A 21204-nucleotide genomic window follows, 5' to 3' on the forward strand; every position below is an offset into this window, starting at 1 on the left:
GGTGATGAGTACGTCGATGATCCACCGTAGCTGTATCCACCTCCGCTACTTGATCTGTGACTGGAGTGCGATCGGTGGCTCGAATGAGATCGATGTGACCGGTGGCCCGCAAGAGTAAAGACATGCTTGAGTTTCAGTCGTTCGAGAATTGTTGGAACGGAGTTCTTTTTCTCGACAAATTCACCAATTGGCATCGCTGTCGTTTTGGAAGGCAGAAAACCGGCCGCCAAAAGCGACGGGATCAAGAATATCCGCGATTTCATAATGGCCCCAGTGCAGCAAACCCCTGCCGATGATCATACCACTGAAAAAACCCACCACAAGTTCCGCGAGCATTACAACTATCGCAAAAATCAAGATACTTCCGTTTCCAATCGGAAATAGTCGACGGTGCATACCCACGGTAGCCATGAGGAACCGAGCAGGCTGGGAAGTTATAGAGCCAAGCCTGTATCCCTCTTGCCGCAGCAATATCGATCGCTCTGGCAAGGGGATCGAAATCAGTCGAAGTGTCTTTGAATGACGTCGTCCAATTCATCCGACCGTATCCGATCCGTTCAAGCTGCATCACAGCCCAGAAGGATACGGCACTCAATCTCGTCGAAACAAAATCGGCAAGAGCTGGCAGGTCATCCCAATTCTGCTGCAGAACAACTGTGCGAAGTTCTACTGAAGCACCTGCGCGAAGCAGAGTAGCGAGCCCACGTTCGAGAGATCTGAACGCTCCCTCTTTCCCAACGATTCGATCATGAACGTCGGCTGTGGCTGAATAGATCGGGACACCCCATAGAACGCGATCCCATCCGAGGTCGGAAAGCGTTTCGATATCTCCGCCATCGAGATGCTGAGCGTTGGTCAGAACGTGGAAGCGAATATCCGGCCGGGCTTTCGTGACGTGAGAAAGCATTCCAAACAGTCGGTGCTTATGCAAAAGAGGCTCGCCACCGGAAATGCCGATCGTAGCGCCTATCGGGGCAAGCAAAGCCGCGAGTGCAAAATGTTCAAACATGTCATGGTGATGCTTCTTGGGCGGCTGCGAACACATGACGCACAGCTGGTCACATTGCTCAGTGACAAGAAACGTGTTGTGCTCTGACTTAGCTCTTATCAGACGATGAGCGCTTCCTTGTCCTGGCAAAAGGAGAAGCACATCTCCGGCCATGGCTTCGCCGACGCCTGCGTAAACACCCAACGAGAACCCGTTGAAATCGTACTCCCGTCGCTCTCTCGTTACCTCAACTAAAAAAGCATCGTGCTGACCGTTAGCGTCGGAAGGATCATCGTTCAGCCTGACGACCAGGGGAACGTCGATTGGTAAGGGATCGACTTTGAGGCGCAACTCAATCATCGGTGAGACTTCGCAAGCGAGCGATCGAAGCGAGCAGATCCGGACCATATGGCAAGGGACTTTTGAACCATCGGATCGTCTGAATAGATCAGGGAAAAAATCTTATCGAACAGGTAGGTATGGCGTTGGCAAAAATCCGTGAGATGTTTCGGCAGATCGATCTGTCCGTATCGTGACAGGTCGTCTACCAGGTCAACACCACAAAAGGCCTGATAGGGACAGTGTACGCAATCCGGGTGGAAGTTGTTAATCGCCTCGCTGTTTAAAACCTCAATCTTATCTCGGTTCATGCCGTTGAAGACATCGCCCATGGATAGGTCCAGCTGCCCCACGCGGGTCACCATGCGCGCTTCATCAGTGGGATAAAATTTCCCGTCGTAGTCTATGACGACATAGCTTTGACCGATGATATTGGGGTTACGAAGATCTGCGTGGTGGTTATGGCCGGACCGCAGAACCCGTCTGAGACAGTGCGTGAAATAATACTCTTCAACGGGTTGGTCAGCATCCCAGTTGAAAGCAACCAATTCATCGATGAAGTCCGAGTGGTATTGATTCCACGCCGCTGCGCTGCTGCGAGCGTCAAACTTTTTGCGGGCAAAGCCCTGGTAGTTCACAGGGCGCAGATAGATGGAGCGGAACCCATAATGAATGAAAGACTCGATTAAGGCGCTCGGTGGCGGCGCTTTGCGTGGGTCAATGGTGGGGAGAGCTGAAACTTTCTCGGCACCCAGCTTTTCGATTGCGGTTTCGAGATTGGTGAAAAACGCTGTCGTTTTCTCGTCACTCATAGTTCTTTGTGCCTGATGGATTGCTCTCGTCGCATCGAGTGACGTGCTGATAAACACGTCGGGCTCTTTCAACATCGCCCAAGCTTCATCTGAAACTTCTTGCAGGTTTGTACAGATGACAAACTCACAGTGATCGAATTTGCATCGACAGAATTCCATCACATCCTTGATGACGTCGAGGCGTAGGAGCGGCTCGCCTCCCTGAAACTCGATCTTGATGGTGGTGGTCGACAGGCGGTCAAGGAAGCTGACGACACCGGCCAGGGTTTCAGCATCCCAGTCAAAGCCTCGCGCATTCTCGTTGACGCGTGATACTTGACAATAACCGCAGGCCAGGTTGCATCTCAGCGTTGGCACCAGAATGACGTAGTCTATCTCAGCCGGAAGGTAGAGGCGGCTGGCAAAACGTTGTTCAAAGCCGAGATAAGTGAGATCTCCCACCTCGCTGAATGCACTACCATTCGCATTCAAGAAGTCGAGATCTGACGACAGAAGCTCGTCGCGAGCATAGCGGTGCAGAAATTCTTCGCCTGCTTTGAAATAGCCACCGGCGTCATCCGCGAAAAGGACCTTACCGTCGTCGACAAAGCGGAATTTAAGAGGTGCGACCAGCATTGCCTGTCACTCCCTCGATTAGCATCTTGCGCATCGACAATGTCTGTTCGAAAATCTTCTGACGATAGAGACAGAACTGAAATTCCCGCTTCACGCGTGGATCACCTGCATTCGTCCCAGTGAAGCGAACAATGTCTCCATCAACGGTTAGCTCGATCTCCGGATACAGATACTGAAACCGCACCGACGCCTCCGGGAGCCAACGTCTAAGCGGCTCGTCGATGATCAATTGCGAACTACCGGGTAGATTTTCCATTTCAAGACCATTCACTAGACGCCAATCAGAGAGGTAAATGCAGGCTATCAAAAGTTGACAGCTGCGATAGAGAAAAGACTACCGCAGGTTAATTGAGAGGGACGTCGAGCATCCCTGACTGTCGCCAATTTCGTGTGTGAGAAGCTCGATCCACTCTCCGTCGTTAAAGCTGAAAAACTGGATTGCGCACTTTCCCGAGGCAGCGTCTGACCATTGCGCGGTCATGAGGCGGCTGGATAGCTCGTACTTCAGATCGAGATCGAGGTTATTTCGTCCGCCCACTGGCAACTTGAAAACCTCACCGGTGCGCACATTTCCGACATAGGCGTTCGAACAGCGAGTGCCGCAATCAATTTGGACGACCGCATATTCACCGGCGAAAGCAGGGCCTTCAGCCATCTGCCTTGCAATCCTGTCTTGATAAGAGCGCACCGTCGAATTTTGGCCGCTCAAATCGGGGAGATTTCTCGGTCCGGAATAGATACGGGCCACAGGCAATTGCGTGGATTTTATCCTCGATAGCAATATTTGTCTTTTGGGTTTATCAGTGGAACTGCTCATCGGTGTCCACGCGATAGGGCTATATCCAACATCCGCAATCGATACCGTCCCGCGAAGGCTCTTGAAATAAACCGTGTCGGATATTGCCATCGAATGAAGCTTGGCGACCGTCGCCATATGAGCATATGCATCCGCGCCATGTCGGCGTTTCAGGTCAAGAAGCTCCGCTCGCCCGATCTTTGTCACGAAAGTCGCTATCGTCTTCGAACCTGAAATCTCATAAAAGTTTGAGATTGTGACGCCACCATCAGGAGTGCTCAGGACAGATGAGCCGCCTGCAGGCAACAGACCAAGATTGCCGAAGCTCTTCTTGATATCTGCGAGAGTTGTTTGGCCGAACCTGAAGTCGGAAAAGTAGGCGAGCTGGCGCAAGCCTTTTCCATCCCATTTGGCCTCCAAGCGAACCAATTTCCCGGTCGACTGCTCGGAGGTCGCGGAGACTTCGACCCCATTTGCAGCCATGAATTTCCCGTCGACATAACCGCCAAAACTGTTCTGCCAGGCAACGCCATCCAGCTTGCCACGGTCCTCTCCGATCGAGTGCCCAGCGACGACTTGAGCTGCCGCCTCAGAGGGAGGATGCAAGACGACCATGCCAAGGGCAACGGACAGGCCGGACCATCGGAAGAAAGATCGCAGCTTTGGTGAAAACATTTCGTGCCGGCCCCCGCCCGCGTTCTATTAGAGCCATTGCACGTTATCAGGTTCGGCAAACTACGAAATCAATAATTGAACACAGTGAAGAAGTTTTCGCGCTTAGCGCGACTTATGCAAGCTCAGCCGAAATGCTCGCTGTCACCTTGCTTTGTCTATCTAGCAAGTCCGGCACTCGCCTACGGCAAACAAAGCTTGTGTGTTGGCGGTTGCGCGTCTGTGCCTGTCGAACGATGGTAGTTTAGGTAACCACCATCTACTCAAAGGGAAATGATGAGCGCGCGATTAACTACTGCGACTAGAATATCAGCGTCAGCGAAGGCGCTTCTTCACAAAATAAACAGCTTTTCTGACCGGGATATGATGGATCAGATAGATCTGACGGCCCATGTGGGCGTTGAGCCGATGCTCTTGGCGCTCGCGATGGAATTAGCCCTCAAAGCCTGGATTGTTTTCGATCATGACGATGGATCCGTCATAAAGTCGCATAACCTAACAAATCTATTTGGCCGCCTGACACCTGAAAGTCAGCAGATACTCGACGCTCAATTCAAGGAAACAATGGCGCCTTATCATCCCAGCGGGCTGCATATCGACTACGGGATCGAAGATCTCTTGTATCAACATCAAGACGCATTTGTAGACTGGCGATATCTGCATGAGAGGAGGAAATCTCTGAATTTTGATCAGGGGGCTTTCGAGGCGACACTCGAAATGGTCCTTCGAGAATTCGACAAGAGATATCGTGTCGAGCCGTTATAGCTTACTGAGGACAATGGTGACGTTGTAGCTCCACTGATGCGGATCGAAAGCATAGTTAAGACAATGCATTGGAGTGCTCGATCTTCACCGGGGTTGGTCGTCCGTCGGTTCGATTCCTTTCAAGAGCTTAACGTCGAGAATTAGGAGGTCGTAGAGCGCTCCCCTTTTCGTGAACAAGAAGCTCTCCGTGCCTTCATCAAGCATCTTCTTTGTTCGCAGCATTGAAGACTTACTCTCCTTCAAAGCCATGTTCCAACGTAAGTCCAAGCATGGCTCAGGTCGCCTGCCATGTGTGTCAAACTCAGCCGCCGGCGTCAAATTTGTCGACTGCAGGCGGCAGTTCGTTCAGATGATAGTGGCCGAAGAGAACCGGTTACGCACGGCGCTGGAGAAGGCGACCCGCAAAGAATTCAGTGCCTGTTTGCTTCCCTTCGTCGAGAGGTGGACAGCATCGATGCGAAAATGGACGATTGCATCCGCAAATCCCCTGTGTGGCGTGTACACAAGGCACGATTTTCACATCGGTGACCGGGGTGAAATTCAAACGCTAACGCGCAGTCTGAACCGGGCGAGGATATTGCCTTCACACCACATCGGAAAATTGGTGCCCCACTTGTTATTGTGCAAATTGAAGCGGATGCCTTGGGCGAAGCTCGGTCGTTGCCGGCAGAACGTCATGAAATCCCAGCTTGCGGGTGCGACGAGTGGCGTGTCCAGGGGCTCGATCGTGTATTGCCGCCCGTCTGACAATACTGCGCGAGCAGTGGTGACCGCCTGGAGCTGAGCGCCGCCGCTCTCGGCGGTATTCTCCGCCTTATGCCAGAGGTCCATCTTCTTGAGGTTCCAGGCGATATCACCCTTCGGGGTAAACGACAGGAAACTTGCCTCGGGCATGCGGTTGGCAGGTTTCTCATGCAGGACGAATGTCAGCAGCAATCCGTCCTCGTCCTGTGCCAGCCGCAGTGAGACGGTCGGTGGCGCGCCATATTCGGCCGTTGCAAGCGTCGGCAGGGAGAGGAGCAGGCTATCGCCTTCTGCGGCCAGCAGCTTCGGCAGGAAGGTCTTTGACAGACCGGTGGCGGCGGCGGCAAGGCCGGGCTTGTCATGGTCGAGAACCGCCCATTCCTGCCTGTGCGTAAGATAGGTATCCATATGACGGGTCACATCTTTGGCGTCGTAGCTTTCATAACGATAGCTGATGAGCGACCCGTCGCCGCCTTCGATGCGATGGCCTGATGGTGCGATGATGGTGACGATATCCCCGGTCGTAGGATCGATCTCGGCCGACCACGCGCCGGCCTTCAGATTGCCTTCCATGGCGCGTGGCGAGGGCATTGCAGGCGGTGCCACGGCAGCAGTGGCTGCCTCCGCCTCGGCCTGGTCTTTTTCATTCAACGCCGACATTGCCTGATCGAGATAGTTTCGCTGCTCCTGCCATGAGGCTTCGGAATAGATAAAGCGGTGGTCGATCGCGCGTGCCGCCTCGAAATCCTTGCGCGACCAGGCTTTGTCGTCGCGCAGATAGGATTTGATGTCGACGCCGCAGGTATGCTCTGCCACCATGGCAAGACCGCGGCCGAAGGCGAGGCGCGAAGTGGTGAGGCCGTCGGCTGCGAAACGATCATAAACGCGTTGCAGGGCGAGGAACCGCGATATCTTCTGCGGATCGGTGGCGCTGCCATGAATCCAGCTGTCGGCCAGCTCGAGATCGATGACAGGGAAGCGTTCGCGCTCCTGCCACATCAGCGCGCCGTAATCCTCAAGGGTGGCTGCCTGGATAACCGCCTCGGGTTCGCGGTGGTGCATTTCACGATAGGTTTCAGCCGTCTGCGGCACGCTCTGCGGGCCGATATTGTCGCTGGTATGGGCAAAACCGAGACCATCCGCCATGCCCTCGGGGAAACAGGTTTCGCCATAGGAGCGCTGATACATGACGACGATTTCCTCGCCGCCCGGCGCGCGCCAGCGGAAGATGTCGGGAACTTCCGGCGGGGGGGAGGCTGTGTTGACGCCAAGATGCAGGAAGCGAATGCCGGCTTCGGCCAGCAGCGGCACCATGCCGAGCGTGTGGCCGGGAACGTCGGTCATCTTCGCTGCAATTGTTTTGGTTGCGAAGCGGCGATCCAGTTCCTGCGAATAGGAAAGCCCGGCGCGGAAGAGATGGGGCGACATCAGTTCCGTATGGGTGGTGAAGGGCAGGCCGTGCCAGCGGATCAGGCCGCGTTCGATCGCTTTTTCAAGCTTTGCGACATCCGAGGCGGGGCGGGTATTGAGATAGTCCCAGATCAGCCATGCACCCGTCGTCCAGATGAACTTTGGCGCCTCGGGATTTTCCGCATAAAAATGCGCCCCGGTTTCGATAGCCTGCGGGATGAAACGTTCGTGGTATTGCTTGCGGACCTTTTCCGCGTGGTCAGTGAAGCCAATGTCGAGATGGGTCTTGAAGACCAGATGCACGCGCTTTTTTGTCATATCTTTTCCGTTTAGCCCACGGTGCCGCGCACGACGAGACGCGTGCCGAGCGTTTCGACCATGGGGTCCGCGTCGGGGGTTTTGAGCCGCCTCAGGATGAGGCGGACGAGGGCGCGGACGCGATCTTCGAGATCGATCCGGACTGTGGTGAGGTTGTAGCTTTTCCAGTGGGCCTGCGGGATGTCGTCGAAGCCGACGACCTTCACGTCGCCAGGAACTGAAAGGCCGAGATCGTGGCGAAGCGCATCGATCGCGCCGAAGGCACCAACGTCATTGGCGGCAAAGATGGCATCCGCACCGTCACCGACGCGGAAGAGGTCGAGCGTCGCGCGGTAGGCGGTATCATAGGTATAGTCACCGGCAACGACGATCGGTGGCTCCATGCCCCGTTCGGCGAGAATTTCGGTAATCATGCGCTCGCGCTCGTTGTTTGCGAGCGATTGTTGCTTTCCACCCAGATAGGCAACACGGCGTGCGCCATAACCCTGCAATAATGCAACCGCCTGCTCGATGCCTTCTCTCTGGCGCACCAGCAGGCGGTCGTAGATACTTGAGGCAGGTTTGCCGGAAAACTCTGTGGCATCGTCATAGATGACGTAGATCGGCACTGCGCGGTCGAGAAAGCCGGTCAGCACGTCAGGCGCAATATTTTCCGTGAACGCGATTACCGAATCCGGGTTGAAGCCGCGCATATAGGTCAGCAGGGTCTGGTCCATGCTGAAATCGGCCTTGGCCTTGAAAAGCAATGTGGCAAAACCCTCTGCCTGCAATGCCGTCGTCAGCGCGTCAATTTCCTGGCTTTCCCAAGGGCTGCACACATCAGGCACGATCATGCCAACAAGGTGCGAGCGGCGCGTGACCAGCGACCGTGCGGCCATGTCGGGTGTGTAATTCAATTCGCGCGCCACTTGCAGGATGCGGTCGCGCTTCTCCGGCTTCAGCGAGGCATTCGGATTGAATGCACGCGATACAGCGACCCGGGAAACATTGGCTTCGCGCGCCACGAGGTCGGCGGTCGCGCGGGCTGCTTTTTTGCTGTTCAGTTCATCCATAGGTCGAACTCGGCACTGAAGTGAAAACGTGTTCATTGATGAATTGCCTTTTTGGCGATGTCCGTCAAGCTTGATGTGGCAAAATTGCGATAAATATGGCCATATCCTTCGTTTTATGGTTCGTACTCGGGTCTGTAATTTTTTCTGGTAGAGGCCCTGTTGACAAAAATGAAAGCGTGTTCATTCTTGATGTCGGGATGAGGCGGGGACCGGAGGAGTTCTAGCTTGCCGGATCCTTGCAAAGCGCGCGCCGTCGCGCCGAACTATATTTGGGAGGACTTTCAATGCGCAGGAGCATCAAAACTCTGTTGTTGGGTGCAACAGCAGCAATCGCGCTGTCGGGCCCGGTCTTGGCCGCGACGGAACTCAACATTACCTGCCGCTGCGTGATCGGCGGTGTTAATTCCGGCATGGCGGAATGGATTCAGAAGGCCGTTATTCCCGCCTTCACGGAAAAAATGAAGGCCGATGGCAAGGATGTCACGGTCAAGCTGACCCAGTTTGGCGGCGAGGACGAGCAGCTGACGCAGCAGCTCGCGCTTGATTTCTCCACTGGTGCAGGCCCGGATATTTCCAGTTTCGACGGCTTCATGATCCCGAGCTTTGTGCAGGGAGGCCTTTTGAAGTCGCTCGAGGAGCTTGCCGGCCCCGCGGCGGCATCCTGGGAGGGCTGGAAGCATATATCGGAAGGTTCTCAGGCCTTGATGAGCTACCAGGGCAAACCCTATGGCATTGCGCTTGGCACCGATGCACGCATGATTTTCGTGCGCAAGGATGTATTCAATAAGGCTGGCATTGATGCCGACGGCTGGCAGCCGAAGTCCTGGGACGAACTCCTCGAAGCCGCCCGCAAGATCAAGGCTTCCGATCCTGAAAGCTTCCCGCTACAGCTGAATGCTGGCGTTTCCATGGGCGAAGCCACGACGATGCAAGGCTACTGGATGGCGCTGCTTGGAACCGGTGAGCAAGTCACGGATGAAAACGGCAAATACATCGTTTCCAGTCAGGGTATCCTCGATACGCTGAAGCTCTACAAGACAATCTATCTGGACGAGAAACTTGGGGACCAGCGGGCTCAGCTGCTGGCCGATGGCCGTAACCGCAGCTTTGCCAATTTCCGCAATGGCAAAACCGCCATGTTGGTCGAAGGCGATTGGTTCTATCGCTCCGTCACCAAGCCGGGCGCGGAATTTGAAGTCGCTGACCGTGACAATGTCATGACCTGGAAGAAGATGCCGTCCGAAAAGCCCGGCCGTGGCCTGCGTGGTCAGGATTTTGTCACCATGTCCGGCGGCACCGGTTTTGTCATCAACCCCAATACGGATACGCCGCAGGAAGCCTGGGAGCTGCTCTCTTTCATGAACAGCAAGGAACAGCTTGATGCCTTTCAGGCGATCCAGCCCGCGATCCGCATCCGGAATGACGTACCGATCCCGAATTCAACCTTCCTGACGGAAACCGCCAAGACATTGCTGCCGATCACCACCGCGCGCCCGAATGACGCGAACTACAACAAGGTTTCCGCTGAAATTCAGCGCATGACCGAACGCGTGGTTTCCGGCGAACTCTCGCCAGAGGATGCAATGGCTCAGTTCAAGACCGCAGTGATCGGTATCGTCGGTGCAGAAAATACGGTTAGCCGCCTCTGAGGCATAACAGACTGCGTCTGACCGATCACCGGTCAGACGCAATTTGCGACGGATCGGTGTGATCCGCCATGAGGTAAAAAAGCATGAAAAACTTCTCGCTGCTTTCCACGCGGGCAGGCGCTGTCTTTTTGGCTCCTGCCGCCGCGCTGGTCGGCATTTTCGTTATGGTCCCGTTTTTCTGGGTGATCTTCGTTTCCTTCACGAACCGAACGCTCATAGGGCGCACGGCAGTCGATCCGGATTTTGTCGGCCTGCAAAATTATTTTGCCCTCTTTAATCCTGATACGTTCTTCACCCGCGGCCAGTTCGGTTTTTCCTTCATCCTGACGCTGCAATTCGTGCTGCTTTCCGCGCTTGCAGGCCAGGCGCTGATCGGCCTGTTGCTCGCCTGGCTCAGCCAGGCAGTATCGCCGGCATTGAAGTCGTTCCTCCAGACGGCGGTGATTGCCGCGTGGATATTGCCGGAAGTGGTCATCGGTTTCGCGTGGTTCGCCTTTCTCGACTATGACAATGGCACGCTGAACATGATCATGCGCGGCCTCGGCCTGCCACCCGGCGACTGGCTTCTGCAGCAGCCTTTCTGGGTGATCGTGTTCTTCAACACCTGGCGTGGCGCAGCCTTCTCGATGATGCTGTTCAATTCTGCCTTTCAGTCCATCCCGCCGAGCTATTTCCAGGCAGCCGACGTGGCGGGTGCAACCTCCTGGCAGAAACTTCGCGACATCGCTCTGCCGCTCATCCGCGGCCATGTCGTCACCGACCTCATCCTCATCACAATGTGGACTTTCAACGTGTTTACGCCATTCCTGCTCACCAATGGCGGGCCGTCATACCGAACGGAACTGCTGTCGATCTATACCTATCGTATCGCATTCAAGGACTTTGAGTTCGGCAAGGGTGCGGCGGTCGGTGTCATCATCATGCTCGTCAACCTCGCCTTTGCGCTTGTCTATCTACGTATCGCGCGCAAGAAAACGGCGGAGGCTGAGTGATGCAGGTCTCTGGAAACGTCTTTAAACGCCGCATTCTTTTTTCCGTGGCAGCATCCCTGCTCGGCGTGGCCTTTGCCCTGCCGCTCGTCTGGTTCATCTTCGCACCGTTCAACGCCCGCGCCGAACTCGGACTTGCAATTCCCGAAGCGTTCACTCTTTCGAATTTCATGACGGTTTTCGAGAACACCTTTGCAATGCGAGCCCTTTTGAACAGCCTGATCCAGTCTTTCGGCGGGGTCATTCTGATCGGCGCGGCAGCAACGCTTGCTGCTTATGCGCTGTCTCGCTCGTCAATTCCCGGAAAAGGAGCAGTCACCTATACGCTTCTGCTGTTTTCTTCCGTCGTGTCGGGTTCGGCGGCGATGGTGCCGATCTTCCTGATCATTTCTGCGGCCGGTCTCATCAATACCCACATCGCCGTCATTCTCGTTTTTGCGGGTGGGCTGCTGCCGACGGCAATGTTCATTCTTCGTGATTTCATCGATGCCATCCCGCGTTCCTACGAGGAAAGCGCCATGGTGGCCGGTGCCTCACCGCTGCAGGCTTTCTTCGACGTGGCATTGCCGGTCATCCGGCCGGGCATCGTGGTCGTCGTGGTCTGGGCATTCGTCAATATCTGGGGTTCATTCCTCATCCCCTTCATCCTGCTGCGCAGTGATAGCCTGATGCCAGCCTCGGTCGCGATCTACTCCTTCTATTCGGAGGCGGGCACACCGATCGTCACGCTGCTTGCTGCCTATTCGCTCATCTATTCGCTCCCCGTCATCGTGCTTTACCTCTTCGTGAACTGGAAGTTTGGTTTCCGGTTCTTTGGTGGCATCAAGTCGTAATCGGAAATCAGTTTCATGGCCTCTGTCGAATTCCAGAATGTCTCCAAGAGCTTCGGTCACTTTCATGCGGTGCCCGACATCAGCTTTCAAATTTCGGACGGCGAGTTCGTCTGCCTGCTCGGCCCCTCCGGCTGCGGCAAGACGACGAGCCTGCGCATGATCGCCGGCCTCGAAACGCCGACCTCGGGCAAGGTGCTGATCGGCGGCAAGGACGTCACCTTTCTGCACCCCAAGGACCGGCAGATATCAATGGTCTTTCAGGACTATGCGCTTTATCCGCACATGAACCTTGCCGACAACATCGCCTATCCGCTCAAAGTGCGCGGCGAGAGCGAGGAAAAGCGCCACGCGCGCGCCAAGCAAGTGGCTGACGTGCTTAAGATCGGTGATCTGATGAAGCGCCTGCCGAGCCAGATTTCCGGCGGACAGCAGCAGCGTACATCGCTGGCACGTGCGCTTGTTTATCCCAGCCAAGTCTATCTTTTTGACGAGCCGCTTTCCAACCTCGATGCCAAGCTACGTCTTGAAGCGCGCGGTTTTCTCAACCACCTTCAGCGCGACATGGGCATGACGGCGGTCTATGTCACCCACGACCAGGCGGAGGCCATGGCGCTTGCAACCCGCATCGCAGTCATGGACAAGGGCCGCATCGTTCAGTTCGCACCGCCCATCGAGATTTACCGGCGTCCGGCCACGACCTTCGTTGCCAATTTCGTGGGCAACCCGCCAATGAACCTCGTGTCGGCCGATGCCATGGTTGCCGATGACAAGCTGCAATTGCGTGCCGATGGCCTGACACTGCCGGGCCTGCCTGTCTCCGACGCCATTGCGGCGGCCGCGGGTAGCGGCCGGATGACGCTTGGCGTCCGGCCCGAACATTTGCGGATCGCCCAGGCCGGTGATGAAAACACCATCACGGGCAAGCTTTTCGCCAATGAAAACATGGGCCCGGAAAGCCTTGTCACGATGGAGCGCGAGGATGCTGGCCGGGTAACCGCCCGCATTTTCACGGACGATGAGATACGGGTGAACGACGTCGTGACGCTCGCCTTCGATATCCGCCATGTGACCTTGTTCGATGATGCCGGCGCTCGTATTCCGGCTGTCGATGAGTAAGAGGCCATCCCTCAATGACTGAGATCAAGTTTCACGTTGCTCGCACCGACCAATCGGCCGATCCATATTTCTATGTCCCCTTCGAAGTGTCGCAGGATGTAACGCGTATCGATGTGACGATGGTCTATCCAAAGGCCGAGGACTGCGTCATCGATCTCGGCGTGCTGGACTCCCGGGCGACTGACTATCCATCGTCTGCAGGTTTCCGTGGCTGGAGCGGCAGCGCACGCGATGGCTTCTTTGTCGCGACGGACGATGCAACGCCCGGTTACATCCACGGCGAAATACCAGCCGGCACATGGAAAATCATGCTTGGCCTTTATAAACTGCCTGAAAACGGCGCGGATGTCGTCGTGACTATCCGGTGCGACAGCGCGCCTCGCCAACTGGAGCCGCAGCCGGAACGGCGCTTCCCTCGGCGGGAAGGGGCGGGTTGGTATCGGGGTGACCTGCATTGCCATACATTCCATTCCGATGCGCTGGGCTCTCCGGAGCTGCTCCATCAGGCTGCCTTGCAGGCCGGTCTTGATTTTCTAGCTATTGCTGATCACAACACAATCACGCAACGCCGTTATTTCCATCCGCAATCCTCGCCGGACCTTGTCTTCATCCGGGCGATGGAGATAACGACCGCAAACGGCCACGCCAATGTCTATGGTGTCGATGAATGGATCGATTTTCGTATGACGAAACCGGAGCATGCCCATACTCTTTCCCGGCTTGTGCATGAGCGCGGCGGGCTTTTGTCCATCAATCACGATAAACCGACAATCCAATGGGACTACGATCTGCCCCAGATCGATTGCATGGAAGTCTGGCAATCTCACTGGATGGCCTGGAACTGGGTTTCGCTAGATCGCTATCAGCAGCGCCTTGCTTCAGGATTGAAAATTTCCGCCATTGGAGGCAGCGATTTTCATCAGCCAGTGCGGCTCATGCCCGAGGGTCCATTGGTGCTTGCCCGCCCGACGACGGTGTTCTGGCTGGAGGAACTGTCGGAAGATGCAATCCTCGCTGCGATCAAGGCGGGTTGCGGTTATGTGACGGAGAGCCCGACCGGACCACATCTTGTGCTGACGGTGAACGGCGAGCCCATGGGTTCGACGGTTACCGGACGTGTCACGGCTGAAGCCGATGTGAAGGGCGCCGCGGGCGATCTGCTTGTCTGGATCGACGCAAGTGGCACCCTATCCACACAGACGATCGAGACGAATGCATGGACAGGTACTTTTAATGGCGAGGCAAAGACCTTCCTCCGCGCGGAGATTGTTGCGGAGGAGAGCTGCGACAAACTGGTTGCCGACTTCTTCAAGGCGCAGGGAGGCCGCTCGCTTCCCTGGCAGCTGAAGGGCGTCGACGTGCAATGCCAGCGGATCCGCCGTGCGGTCAGCAATCCGGTGTACATACTTTCCTAGGATCGGGCACCACAACCGACATCCTCCGCGAATATCCGCAACGAAGACTGAATGCGCTGCTGGAATGCTTTCGGCCCGAGTATTCGATGTGAACGATTGAGCAATCAATCAATTATTAACAGTTCATGGCACGCCCGCTCCGCTGCTGATGCCGAACATCATCTATGCGCTCGGTATCTATCATGCCTGCTCTGCGCTCGGCTTGATCGGCACGGAGGCGTGGCCTCGTGATCCGACCCGATCAGTTCGAGCAGGTAGCGATTGATGAATCTGTGGAGGTCGTTAGCCAGCCGGCTCGCAGCCTCCTCGCCGAGGCACGAGAGAGTTTCGACATGATTGCGCGTGCGAAATTCGACCGTGTGCCAAAGCAGGGCCTTTTTGATCCCGATGGCGGTAATATCGAGACATCGCAGTTCGGCCCGCGTTCCGGTGTGGAGCTCGACGGAGCCCGCGGTCGCCGTGGGTAGCCGGAGCTTCCACCTGCCGGAAGGAAGTAGACGAGCGAAAAGGCCGGGCCGATAGGTGGCGTAGCGATTGAAAATCACGGGTCGGCCATCGCGTGAATTGTCATCTCAATTGGCTTCGCGCGATCATGAACGCTTTTCTCAGCCAACGGCATTGGCCTTGTCTTGGATTTTCGCGCATCGAGCGAGGAGTTCTTCGAAGGTCTCGGCCTTATCGAGAAGAAGACCGTCTTCCAGCATGCGGGCGTAGTCCTGTTCGAGAGCCGCCCTTCCTTCGCCGGAAGGCGTCAGCTGCAGTCCTCCGCCCACGGCCGCTTCATAGTCGATCGGCGTTCTGTCAGCCGCTTTTTCGGCAAAAAACATCGATTTATGTTGTACCACCGACTTGGCCAGGTCGCGATCAGCGATTGCGCTGTCGGCGATGCCTATATCGTCAAGACGAACGATATCATGCCAGTGGCGTGAAAAGCGCTCTCCGCGGAGCCGTTCCTGCAGGCAGAAGACGTGGATTGCCGTCGCCTTTTCCCAGAATGTGCGTTCGGCATGCATGACCCGCGGTTTCGCGGTGGGAAACTTGATGCCATCCACAAGGCCCGCAGCGTCGCATGAAATGTCGCGAACGCTTGCCGGTTCTCCGGTCGACCGAGCCCCGAACTCCAACATGACGCTCGGCGCGACATAGCTGGATCCTCCGACAACTGCTTCGTAGTCGATGAAGAGCTTGTCGGCTTCGATGCGGACGGTGGCTGGAAGCGACTGGGCGTCGATCGCATCGACAATCAGCGGGCTCACGGTCTCCGATACCCAGGCCGGCAAACGCTTGCGGACCTCGCTCGAGCAGCGCTTTTCCTCGCTTCTGGTTTCCGGCAACGCCTGCTCGTTCTCGCCGACGAGATCGTGAGCAAGTTCGCGGATATCGTAGGTTAGGTCGACATCTTCCGAAAATCTGCGGATAGCGTTGTAGGCTTTAGAGAGGGACGTGCCGCCTTTGAAGACGAGATGGTCACCGAGCGCCGTTCCCTAAAGGGTCTGCAGTGCCCAGACGACCCATGTGTCCTTTTCCAGAAGATGAATCGGCCGCCCGGCTTTCTCCGCGGCGATTGCAAGAACGTCCCTTCGATCGTCCCGAGACAGCTGCAAAAACTGTTCAGCCATAAGCGGCCTTTCCAACACTGCGGGCAAGCCAGCTGGGAAACTGAGGGGCGGCTGCAACGAGTTCGCCGAACGCTTCGGCGGAAAGCTTCCGCTTGATGCTCGGAAGTGCCTCTTCTGCCTTTTCCGGACCAAGCCATGCTAGCGCGCGCACAGCCAAGCCGGCAGGCTTATTCGCCAAGGCGAGCTGCCAGCGCGGCACGTGCTTCAACTCGACCGTCTGGCTACCGACAGTCATGGTTCGGCTGCGGCCGGATGTGAAAAAGACGGACCGGATCGGTACCTGAGTGGACAGCCCCAACGCGTTTGCAGCCGCAGCACCATTCGAAACGATCACTTCGCCACGCTGTTGCGCAACGGCTTCAACGGCCTGCTCGACCGTCGGTGGCCGGCTTCCAAAGCGACTCTTGATTGCCTTGAGATAGATCCCCCGACCGGCTCGAACGAGCTCGCCGCGTTCATAAAGACGCGACAAAGCCTTGTCTACCGCCGCTCGGTTTCCCAAATGCAGAAAGGCCTTCGCGGATAGCGCCGTTCCCTCGGGCAGCTGTTTGGCATAGGCCATGATCTGTGTCGTCAGTCGTTGCATATTAGTTCTCCTGTCAGAAATACATGCACGTTTCTGACAGTTTGCAATGTGGTGGGCCCTGTCAAACCACGGTCGTTAACCCAAGGCCAGTTCTCCATCAGCTAAATTCGACCCGGCTGGCACGCACGCATTCCGGCTTATTCGTCGGGCTCATCTTCAAAATCCTCATGTGAGCGCAAGAACTACAAATCGTCGTTATTGCATGGCCGAAAAACGGGTCGTCAGTTCTGATCCTCGGCCAAAACCAGGCGGTTGTGCGATCCCGGCAGCCGTTGCATAACCGCCGTCAGGACTTCGCTACCTGCTGCAGTTTGTTTATGTGCTCGCGGCAGAGTGCCTCGATAAGGTCGTGAAGTTCTGCGGTTCGCTCCTGAAGCCAGGCGAGTGCCTCTTCGGAAATTTCGAAACGCTTCGAATAGCGCGCTTTGACGTAGGCCTCATTGAGAATGTTGTACCATGCGGTAAACCGCTGATGGTCCCTCGGCCATATGTCGACAAGGCGGCGATCCCGATCCTCCGAAAGCCCGCGCAGGAATTTAAGGTTGTGAGACGCAGGCGAATAGTTGGTCAGTGTCAGGAGATAGCAGTTGTAGGCAGTTTCCACCGCCTGGTGAAGCAAGAAAGCTGCGTGATTTGGTTGATCATCCGCTATCGCGTAACGTGCTAACTGAAGGAAGTAGTTGGCACTGCCGAATTGCTTTTCAAAATGCTCCTCGGCGACTCTCAGTGCATCGGCAGGGCTGAGCGGTTTCGCTTCAGCCAACGGCCGGTCATCGAATTCGTAGAGCACGACACCTTCACGGGCGAGATCGACGAAGAAGGCCTGGCCGTCATGCAAGAAGTTGCTGATCTCGCGGGCGCCGTGCATTATCAGACCAACGGGTGTTTCGATCTCCTTGTCCCACATCAGCCTGTCGGTCGCCTTGTCCCAGTATTTCGGGTCAGCCAATTCCTTGTTGCTGACGATGACAAGAATATCGAAATCCGATCGATAACCTTTCGATGTGTGCGGCTCGTCCACCCAGGTGCCACGAGCGTAAGAACCGAACAGGATGATTTTATAAATCCGCCCGTCTTTCTTGGCTTCGGACTTCGAGCGCTCCACAATGCCGGCGAACTCTTCATGGATGATCCGGACGACCCTTTCCAGTTCGCGCTGCTTCGTCTGCGGAAGATGTCCGATATCCGATTTCATGGCCTCACCATCGATTCTTCTGAACAGCTATCCTAACCGTGATCGGCTGGCTATTGCTACTCCACATTGTTGTAGGGGTTGAGGGGCTAGGACGCCATTTTTCGGTTTAGGATCGAGGTCTGTCGGAATAAGAATACATGAACTACCTCCTGGTGGTCCAAGTTTCGTCCGCATCCCACCCCGCCAGAACCGTCAATATTCCATGCCGAAACACAGACATGTCGATATTCGACCAATGACAGAGCAAGAAATGAGCGATTTCACACGCAGCGCAGCCATCCCCTCACGGACAATTCACCCCCCACAGTCCATTAGCGTCGAAGCGCAAGCGTCACTGTCGCGTCTGGTCGACAAGGACGGCAGTCCCATCAATGCGCAGTATGAAATGCCCTCTCCGGAGGACTTTTCCGGCTGGATGAATATAAAAGCCGCAGTAGATGCGCATTACGCCGCCGCGGCAAAAGATCTTGCCGGGAGTTTGCAGTCCACAGTCGAGACAATCGTAGTCGAACAAGCAACGATCCATGTCGCGACGCCGCACGGGCAATTTGATGCTCGTGGCGCACTGATCGACCTGCATGGTGGCGCATTGGTGTTTGGAGGCGGTGAGGCCTGCCGCGTCAGTGCGCGTCGCCAGGCGCACCAGCATGTCGTTCGATGCTATGGCGTCGATTACCGGATGCCGCCTGAGCATCCATATCCGGCCGCTCTTGATGACTGCTTGGCCACGTATCGCCATGTCTTGACTGGTCATTCCCCCGACAAGGTGGTCATCTTGGGTCGATCGGCAGGCGGCAATCTGGCGACCGCCATGCTGCTGCGGGCGAAAGATGAAGGCATGCCAATGCCCGGCAGATTAGTCTTGCTCTCGCCACAGGTTGACCTCACCGAATCGGGCGACAGTTTCCAAACAAACCAGATAATTGATCTCGTTCTGCCGCGCCCGCTCAGATCAAACAACCTGCTCTACGCTGGTGGTGCTGATCTTTCCAATCCCTATTTATCGCCGCTCTTCGGCGATTTGGCGGGCCTTCCGCCGACATTTTTGCAGACCGGCACGCGTGACCTGTTCCTATCGAACACGGTGAGGATGCATCGAGCCTTGCGAAAAGCTGGCGTGGAAACAGAATTGCACGTCTTTGAAGCCATGCCCCATGGTGGCTTCATGGGTGGGACACCGGAAGACCAGGAACTCGAAGCGGAGATCCACCGGTTCGTCATGGCAAACTGGAACTAAGGCCGGAAACCCACACAGGTTTGGCGCCGCCCCTCTGTTGTCCTGCTACATCCCTGGCCACATTCCTCCGTCAAGTCGGAGGTTTGCTCCTGTGATATAGCCGGCACGGGGGCTCGAGAGAAACGCAATCGCATCCGCAATCTCCTCGAGGGTTCCGACCCTTCCAAGGGGCACCTGAGCAAACATTGGCAGGATTTCTCTCTCTATGTCATTCCAGGGGGCGTCGATGGACATCCCCCTCTCAATGGCTTTCTTACGGAATGCGGTATCCAAACTGATGCTATGCACCGTTCCAGGCGAAACGGTGTTTGCGGTGATGCCGTATGCAGCAACGTCTTTTGCGAGCGACGCCGTCATCGCGATCATGGCTGCTTTGGCGGCAGAGTAGTCCGGTCGACTTGCAGGCGGCATCAGGGCCGCCAGGCTTGAGATGTTTATGATCCGACCCCACCGCGACGCTTTCATTGCGGGCAGAACGAGCGAGATGATCCTCACAGATGCGAGCACGTTCCTGTCATAGACAGCGGCCCACGTTTCAGAGCTTGTCGAGGTCCAATCCTCCGCCGGGGCAGATCCGCCGGCATTGTTGACCAGGATGTCGATCGAGCCTGCTGCAGCCTTTGAATCACGAACCAGACGATCAACCTGATCCGGCACTGTCAGATCGCCAAATACCGCGAAAGCATGACCTCCAGAGGATATGATATCATGGGCGACCTCCTCTGTTTTCATTCTGTCGCGACCGTGGACAAGAACGGTTGCCCCTTCCTTTGCGAGGCCTCTGGCCACGCCCTCGCCAATCCCCTTACTGCTTCCCGTGACCAGTGCAACCTTGTTTTGGAGTTGTAAGTCCATGATATTCCATCCGTGTTATCGTCTCCTGCAGATATGAGGTTCGTTGATGAAACAGGCAATTACGCACTTTAAAGTGCCTGTCGAGGACAGGGCGACATGCCTCGGAGCCGACGGATCTGTCTCTCATGTCAGTAGGGTGCTTCGGATGATCACAGGACGTTGGAAACTGCCGATCCTTTTCCGATTGTTCGCCGAACCATCATTGCGGGCATCGCAGTTCATGAGAGACATACCCGGGATATCCCAGAAGATGCTAACGCAACATCTCAGGGAACTGGAAAATGACGGCCTCATAAGCCGACACGACTTTCAAGAGCAGCCACCTCGAGTCGAATACTCGCTGAGTTCAGCAGGCCACGGGCTTATGCCGATTTTGATGGCGGTCAGGGAATTCTCTCGGGATTATCCCGTCGATCGGCGTCTATAACTAACTTGGGTGCCGAACGCTTGGCGCAACATTCCGAAAATATCGCTTGTATTATGGACTGAATGGTTCCATATTGACTCCATGGTCAAGCGCACTCAAATATCCGCGTCCGTTGGTCGCCCTCGAGAATTTGAACTCGATGAAGCAGTTCGAAAAGCAATGCAGGTATTTTGGGATCGTGGATATCACGATGCATCACTTCCCGACCTGCTTGAGGGCATGGAGCTTTCCAGGGGCAGCTTTTATAAGGCTTTCGTCGACAAGCGAGGCGTCTATCTGCGTGCCCTCGACGCATACATCGAGGACGCCGTTCGCTCGGTCGGTGAAACGCTGCATTCCAATCCGTCGCCCAAAGCCGCAATTCGAGACGCTTTTTCTCAACAAGTGGATCAAGCATCGGGAACGGAAGGTCTGCGTGGATGCTTTGTCGTCTTTGCAGCTGTCGAAATGCTGCCAGAGGATAAAGAGGTCGCACCACGTATTTCCCGGCTGTTCAGACGGTTGCAAGATCTTTATGCGGCGGCGATCATAAGGGCCCAGGCCTTGGGCGAAATCGATCCAGGGCTGGATGAACGAACGCTCGCCAGGTTCCTCGTGTGTCAGATTCAGGGCATGCGGGTCCTCGCCAAGGCAGGAGCGGATCGCGCTGAGACTAGGGCCATGGTCGAACTGGCACTGAAGGCACTTGGCTGAACCAAATTTGGAACCAAATAGTTCCAAATACTTAACATTGCAAACCGTCGATCGATTTTTTGGTCGATGTGGAGACACT

18 protein-coding genes and 3 pseudogenes are annotated in these 21204 nt (G+C 55.9%); 11 read left to right on the top strand and 10 right to left on the bottom strand.

The genetic code is table 11. The annotated features are described in order from the left end of the window. From GH784_RS27745 to GH784_RS17205, 4 genes and pseudogenes are all read right to left on the bottom strand, one after another. Positions 1 to 263, bottom strand: a pseudogene (locus tag GH784_RS27745) (His-Xaa-Ser repeat protein HxsA); the annotation flags it as partial. Continuing rightward, positions 260 to 1348, bottom strand: a complete 1089-nt coding sequence (hxsC, locus tag GH784_RS17195; RefSeq protein ID WP_141194396.1) for a His-Xaa-Ser system radical SAM maturase HxsC — start codon at positions 1346 to 1348, stop codon at positions 260 to 262. The pseudogene GH784_RS27745 and the gene hxsC, both read right to left, overlap by 4 nt. After that, the gene (gene hxsB, locus GH784_RS17200) at positions 1345 to 2754 is read right to left on the bottom strand and encodes a His-Xaa-Ser system radical SAM maturase HxsB (protein ID WP_153793596.1); all 1410 of its coding nucleotides are present in this window, start codon (positions 2752 to 2754) and stop codon (positions 1345 to 1347) included. Before hxsB ends, hxsC begins: the two co-directional genes overlap by 4 nt. Before the next feature lie 334 nt (positions 2755 to 3088). Beyond that, positions 3089 to 4225, bottom strand: a complete 1137-nt coding sequence (locus GH784_RS17205) for a hypothetical protein (protein ID WP_153793597.1) — start codon at positions 4223 to 4225, stop codon at positions 3089 to 3091. Between the two features lie 360 nt (positions 4226 to 4585). Here GH784_RS17205 and GH784_RS17210 point away from each other — a divergent pair, with 360 nt between their 5' ends. Both GH784_RS17210 and GH784_RS27800 read left to right on the top strand, forming a co-directional pair. After that, positions 4586 to 4987: a hypothetical protein gene (locus GH784_RS17210; RefSeq protein ID WP_236775934.1), complete on the top strand. Its 402-nt coding sequence runs from the start codon at positions 4586 to 4588 to the stop codon at positions 4985 to 4987. Positions 4988 to 5318: 331 nt separating this feature from the next. Then, a pseudogene (locus tag GH784_RS27800) lies at positions 5319 to 5523 on the top strand (IS110 family transposase); the annotation flags it as partial. A gap of 4 nt (positions 5524 to 5527) precedes the next feature. On the opposite strand, the gene GH784_RS17215 reads toward GH784_RS27800, so the two are convergent. Both GH784_RS17215 and GH784_RS17220 read right to left on the bottom strand, forming a co-directional pair. Further along, a complete protein-coding gene (locus tag GH784_RS17215) occupies positions 5528 to 7459 on the bottom strand; it encodes a DUF5054 domain-containing protein (RefSeq protein WP_153793599.1) in 1932 nt (643 codons plus the stop codon). 11 nt (positions 7460 to 7470) lie between these two features. Further along, complete coding sequence (locus GH784_RS17220) at positions 7471 to 8511, bottom strand: LacI family DNA-binding transcriptional regulator (RefSeq protein ID WP_153793600.1); 1041 nt, start codon at positions 8509 to 8511, stop codon at positions 7471 to 7473. Positions 8512 to 8795: 284 nt separating this feature from the next. Here GH784_RS17220 and GH784_RS17225 point away from each other — a divergent pair, with 284 nt between their 5' ends. From GH784_RS17225 to GH784_RS17250, 6 genes are all read left to right on the top strand, one after another. Continuing rightward, positions 8796 to 10160 (top strand): extracellular solute-binding protein, encoded by a 1365-nt coding sequence (locus GH784_RS17225; RefSeq protein WP_153793601.1) that lies wholly within the window; start codon positions 8796 to 8798, stop codon positions 10158 to 10160. 83 nt (positions 10161 to 10243) lie between these two features. Next, a complete protein-coding gene (locus GH784_RS17230; RefSeq protein WP_153793602.1) occupies positions 10244 to 11152 on the top strand; it encodes a carbohydrate ABC transporter permease in 909 nt (302 codons plus the stop codon). Beyond that, a complete protein-coding gene (locus GH784_RS17235; protein WP_153793603.1) occupies positions 11152 to 11982 on the top strand; it encodes a carbohydrate ABC transporter permease in 831 nt (276 codons plus the stop codon). The genes GH784_RS17230 and GH784_RS17235 overlap by 1 nt, the downstream gene beginning before the upstream one ends. Before the next feature lie 15 nt (positions 11983 to 11997). Further along, on the top strand, positions 11998 to 13098 hold the full coding sequence (locus GH784_RS17240) for an ABC transporter ATP-binding protein (RefSeq protein WP_153793604.1): 1101 nt from the start codon (positions 11998 to 12000) through the stop codon (positions 13096 to 13098). Positions 13099 to 13112: 14 nt separating this feature from the next. After that, the gene (locus GH784_RS17245; RefSeq protein WP_153793605.1) at positions 13113 to 14513 is read left to right on the top strand and encodes a CehA/McbA family metallohydrolase; all 1401 of its coding nucleotides are present in this window, start codon (positions 13113 to 13115) and stop codon (positions 14511 to 14513) included. Positions 14514 to 14740: 227 nt separating this feature from the next. Continuing rightward, positions 14741 to 14980 carry a hypothetical protein gene (locus GH784_RS17250; protein WP_153793606.1) on the top strand — a complete coding sequence of 80 codons (240 nt, stop codon included), beginning with the start codon at positions 14741 to 14743 and terminating at the stop codon, positions 14978 to 14980. Positions 14981 to 15118: 138 nt separating this feature from the next. On the opposite strand, the pseudogene GH784_RS17255 reads toward GH784_RS17250, so the two are convergent. The 3 genes and pseudogenes from GH784_RS17255 to GH784_RS17265 all read right to left on the bottom strand — a co-directional run bounded on the left by GH784_RS17255 (position 15119) and on the right by GH784_RS17265 (position 17913). Then, a pseudogene (locus GH784_RS17255) lies at positions 15119 to 16132 on the bottom strand (nucleotidyl transferase AbiEii/AbiGii toxin family protein). Continuing rightward, complete coding sequence (locus GH784_RS17260; RefSeq protein WP_153793607.1) at positions 16125 to 16718, bottom strand: DUF6088 family protein; 594 nt, start codon at positions 16716 to 16718, stop codon at positions 16125 to 16127. Before GH784_RS17260 ends, GH784_RS17255 begins: the two are co-directional and overlap by 8 nt. 286 nt (positions 16719 to 17004) lie before the next feature. Further along, positions 17005 to 17913, bottom strand: a complete 909-nt coding sequence (locus tag GH784_RS17265; protein WP_153793608.1) for a nucleotidyltransferase and HEPN domain-containing protein — start codon at positions 17911 to 17913, stop codon at positions 17005 to 17007. A 250-nt stretch (positions 17914 to 18163) separates the two neighbouring features. On the opposite strand from GH784_RS17265, the gene GH784_RS17270 reads away from it, so the two are divergent. Beyond that, positions 18164 to 19150: an alpha/beta hydrolase gene (locus tag GH784_RS17270; RefSeq protein WP_112651021.1), complete on the top strand. Its 987-nt coding sequence runs from the start codon at positions 18164 to 18166 to the stop codon at positions 19148 to 19150. Between the two features lie 45 nt (positions 19151 to 19195). On the opposite strand, the gene GH784_RS17275 is transcribed toward GH784_RS17270, so the two are convergent. Continuing rightward, a complete protein-coding gene (locus GH784_RS17275) occupies positions 19196 to 20005 on the bottom strand; it encodes an SDR family NAD(P)-dependent oxidoreductase (protein WP_153793609.1) in 810 nt (269 codons plus the stop codon). A gap of 46 nt (positions 20006 to 20051) precedes the next feature. Between GH784_RS17275 and GH784_RS17280 the strand changes: the two genes are divergently transcribed. Together GH784_RS17280 and GH784_RS17285 are read left to right on the top strand one after the other, a co-directional pair. After that, a complete protein-coding gene (locus GH784_RS17280; protein ID WP_003519392.1) occupies positions 20052 to 20432 on the top strand; it encodes a winged helix-turn-helix transcriptional regulator in 381 nt (126 codons plus the stop codon). 81 nt (positions 20433 to 20513) lie between these two features. Further along, positions 20514 to 21125: a TetR/AcrR family transcriptional regulator gene (locus tag GH784_RS17285; RefSeq protein WP_236775935.1), complete on the top strand. Its 612-nt coding sequence runs from the start codon at positions 20514 to 20516 to the stop codon at positions 21123 to 21125. The last annotated feature ends 79 nt before the right edge of the window (positions 21126 to 21204 follow it).

Source organism: Agrobacterium tumefaciens (assembly GCF_009649785.1).
Lineage (GTDB): Bacteria > Pseudomonadota > Alphaproteobacteria > Rhizobiales > Rhizobiaceae > Agrobacterium > Agrobacterium tumefaciens.

Coding starts and splice junctions, on each gene's coding strand:
- hxsC (WP_141194396.1), bottom strand. CDS start 1,348: ATGATTGAGTTGCGCCTCAAAGTCGATCCCTTACCAATCGACGTTCCC.
- hxsB (WP_153793596.1), bottom strand. CDS start 2,754: ATGCTGGTCGCACCTCTTAAATTCCGCTTTGTCGACGACGGTAAGGTC.
- GH784_RS17205 (WP_153793597.1), bottom strand. CDS start 4,225: ATGTTTTCACCAAAGCTGCGATCTTTCTTCCGATGGTCCGGCCTGTCC.
- GH784_RS17210 (WP_236775934.1), top strand. CDS start 4,586: ATGATGGATCAGATAGATCTGACGGCCCATGTGGGCGTTGAGCCGATG.
- GH784_RS17215 (WP_153793599.1), bottom strand. CDS start 7,459: ATGACAAAAAAGCGCGTGCATCTGGTCTTCAAGACCCATCTCGACATT.
- GH784_RS17220 (WP_153793600.1), bottom strand. CDS start 8,511: ATGGATGAACTGAACAGCAAAAAAGCAGCCCGCGCGACCGCCGACCTC.
- GH784_RS17225 (WP_153793601.1), top strand. CDS start 8,796: ATGCGCAGGAGCATCAAAACTCTGTTGTTGGGTGCAACAGCAGCAATC.
- GH784_RS17230 (WP_153793602.1), top strand. CDS start 10,244: ATGAAAAACTTCTCGCTGCTTTCCACGCGGGCAGGCGCTGTCTTTTTG.
- GH784_RS17235 (WP_153793603.1), top strand. CDS start 11,152: ATGCAGGTCTCTGGAAACGTCTTTAAACGCCGCATTCTTTTTTCCGTG.
- GH784_RS17240 (WP_153793604.1), top strand. CDS start 11,998: ATGGCCTCTGTCGAATTCCAGAATGTCTCCAAGAGCTTCGGTCACTTT.
- GH784_RS17245 (WP_153793605.1), top strand. CDS start 13,113: ATGACTGAGATCAAGTTTCACGTTGCTCGCACCGACCAATCGGCCGAT.
- GH784_RS17260 (WP_153793607.1), bottom strand. CDS start 16,718: ATGCAACGACTGACGACACAGATCATGGCCTATGCCAAACAGCTGCCC.
- GH784_RS17265 (WP_153793608.1), bottom strand. CDS start 17,913: ATGAAATCGGATATCGGACATCTTCCGCAGACGAAGCAGCGCGAACTG.
- GH784_RS17270 (WP_112651021.1), top strand. CDS start 18,164: ATGAGCGATTTCACACGCAGCGCAGCCATCCCCTCACGGACAATTCAC.
- GH784_RS17275 (WP_153793609.1), bottom strand. CDS start 20,005: ATGGACTTACAACTCCAAAACAAGGTTGCACTGGTCACGGGAAGCAGT.
- GH784_RS17280 (WP_003519392.1), top strand. CDS start 20,052: ATGAAACAGGCAATTACGCACTTTAAAGTGCCTGTCGAGGACAGGGCG.
- GH784_RS17285 (WP_236775935.1), top strand. CDS start 20,514: ATGGTCAAGCGCACTCAAATATCCGCGTCCGTTGGTCGCCCTCGAGAA.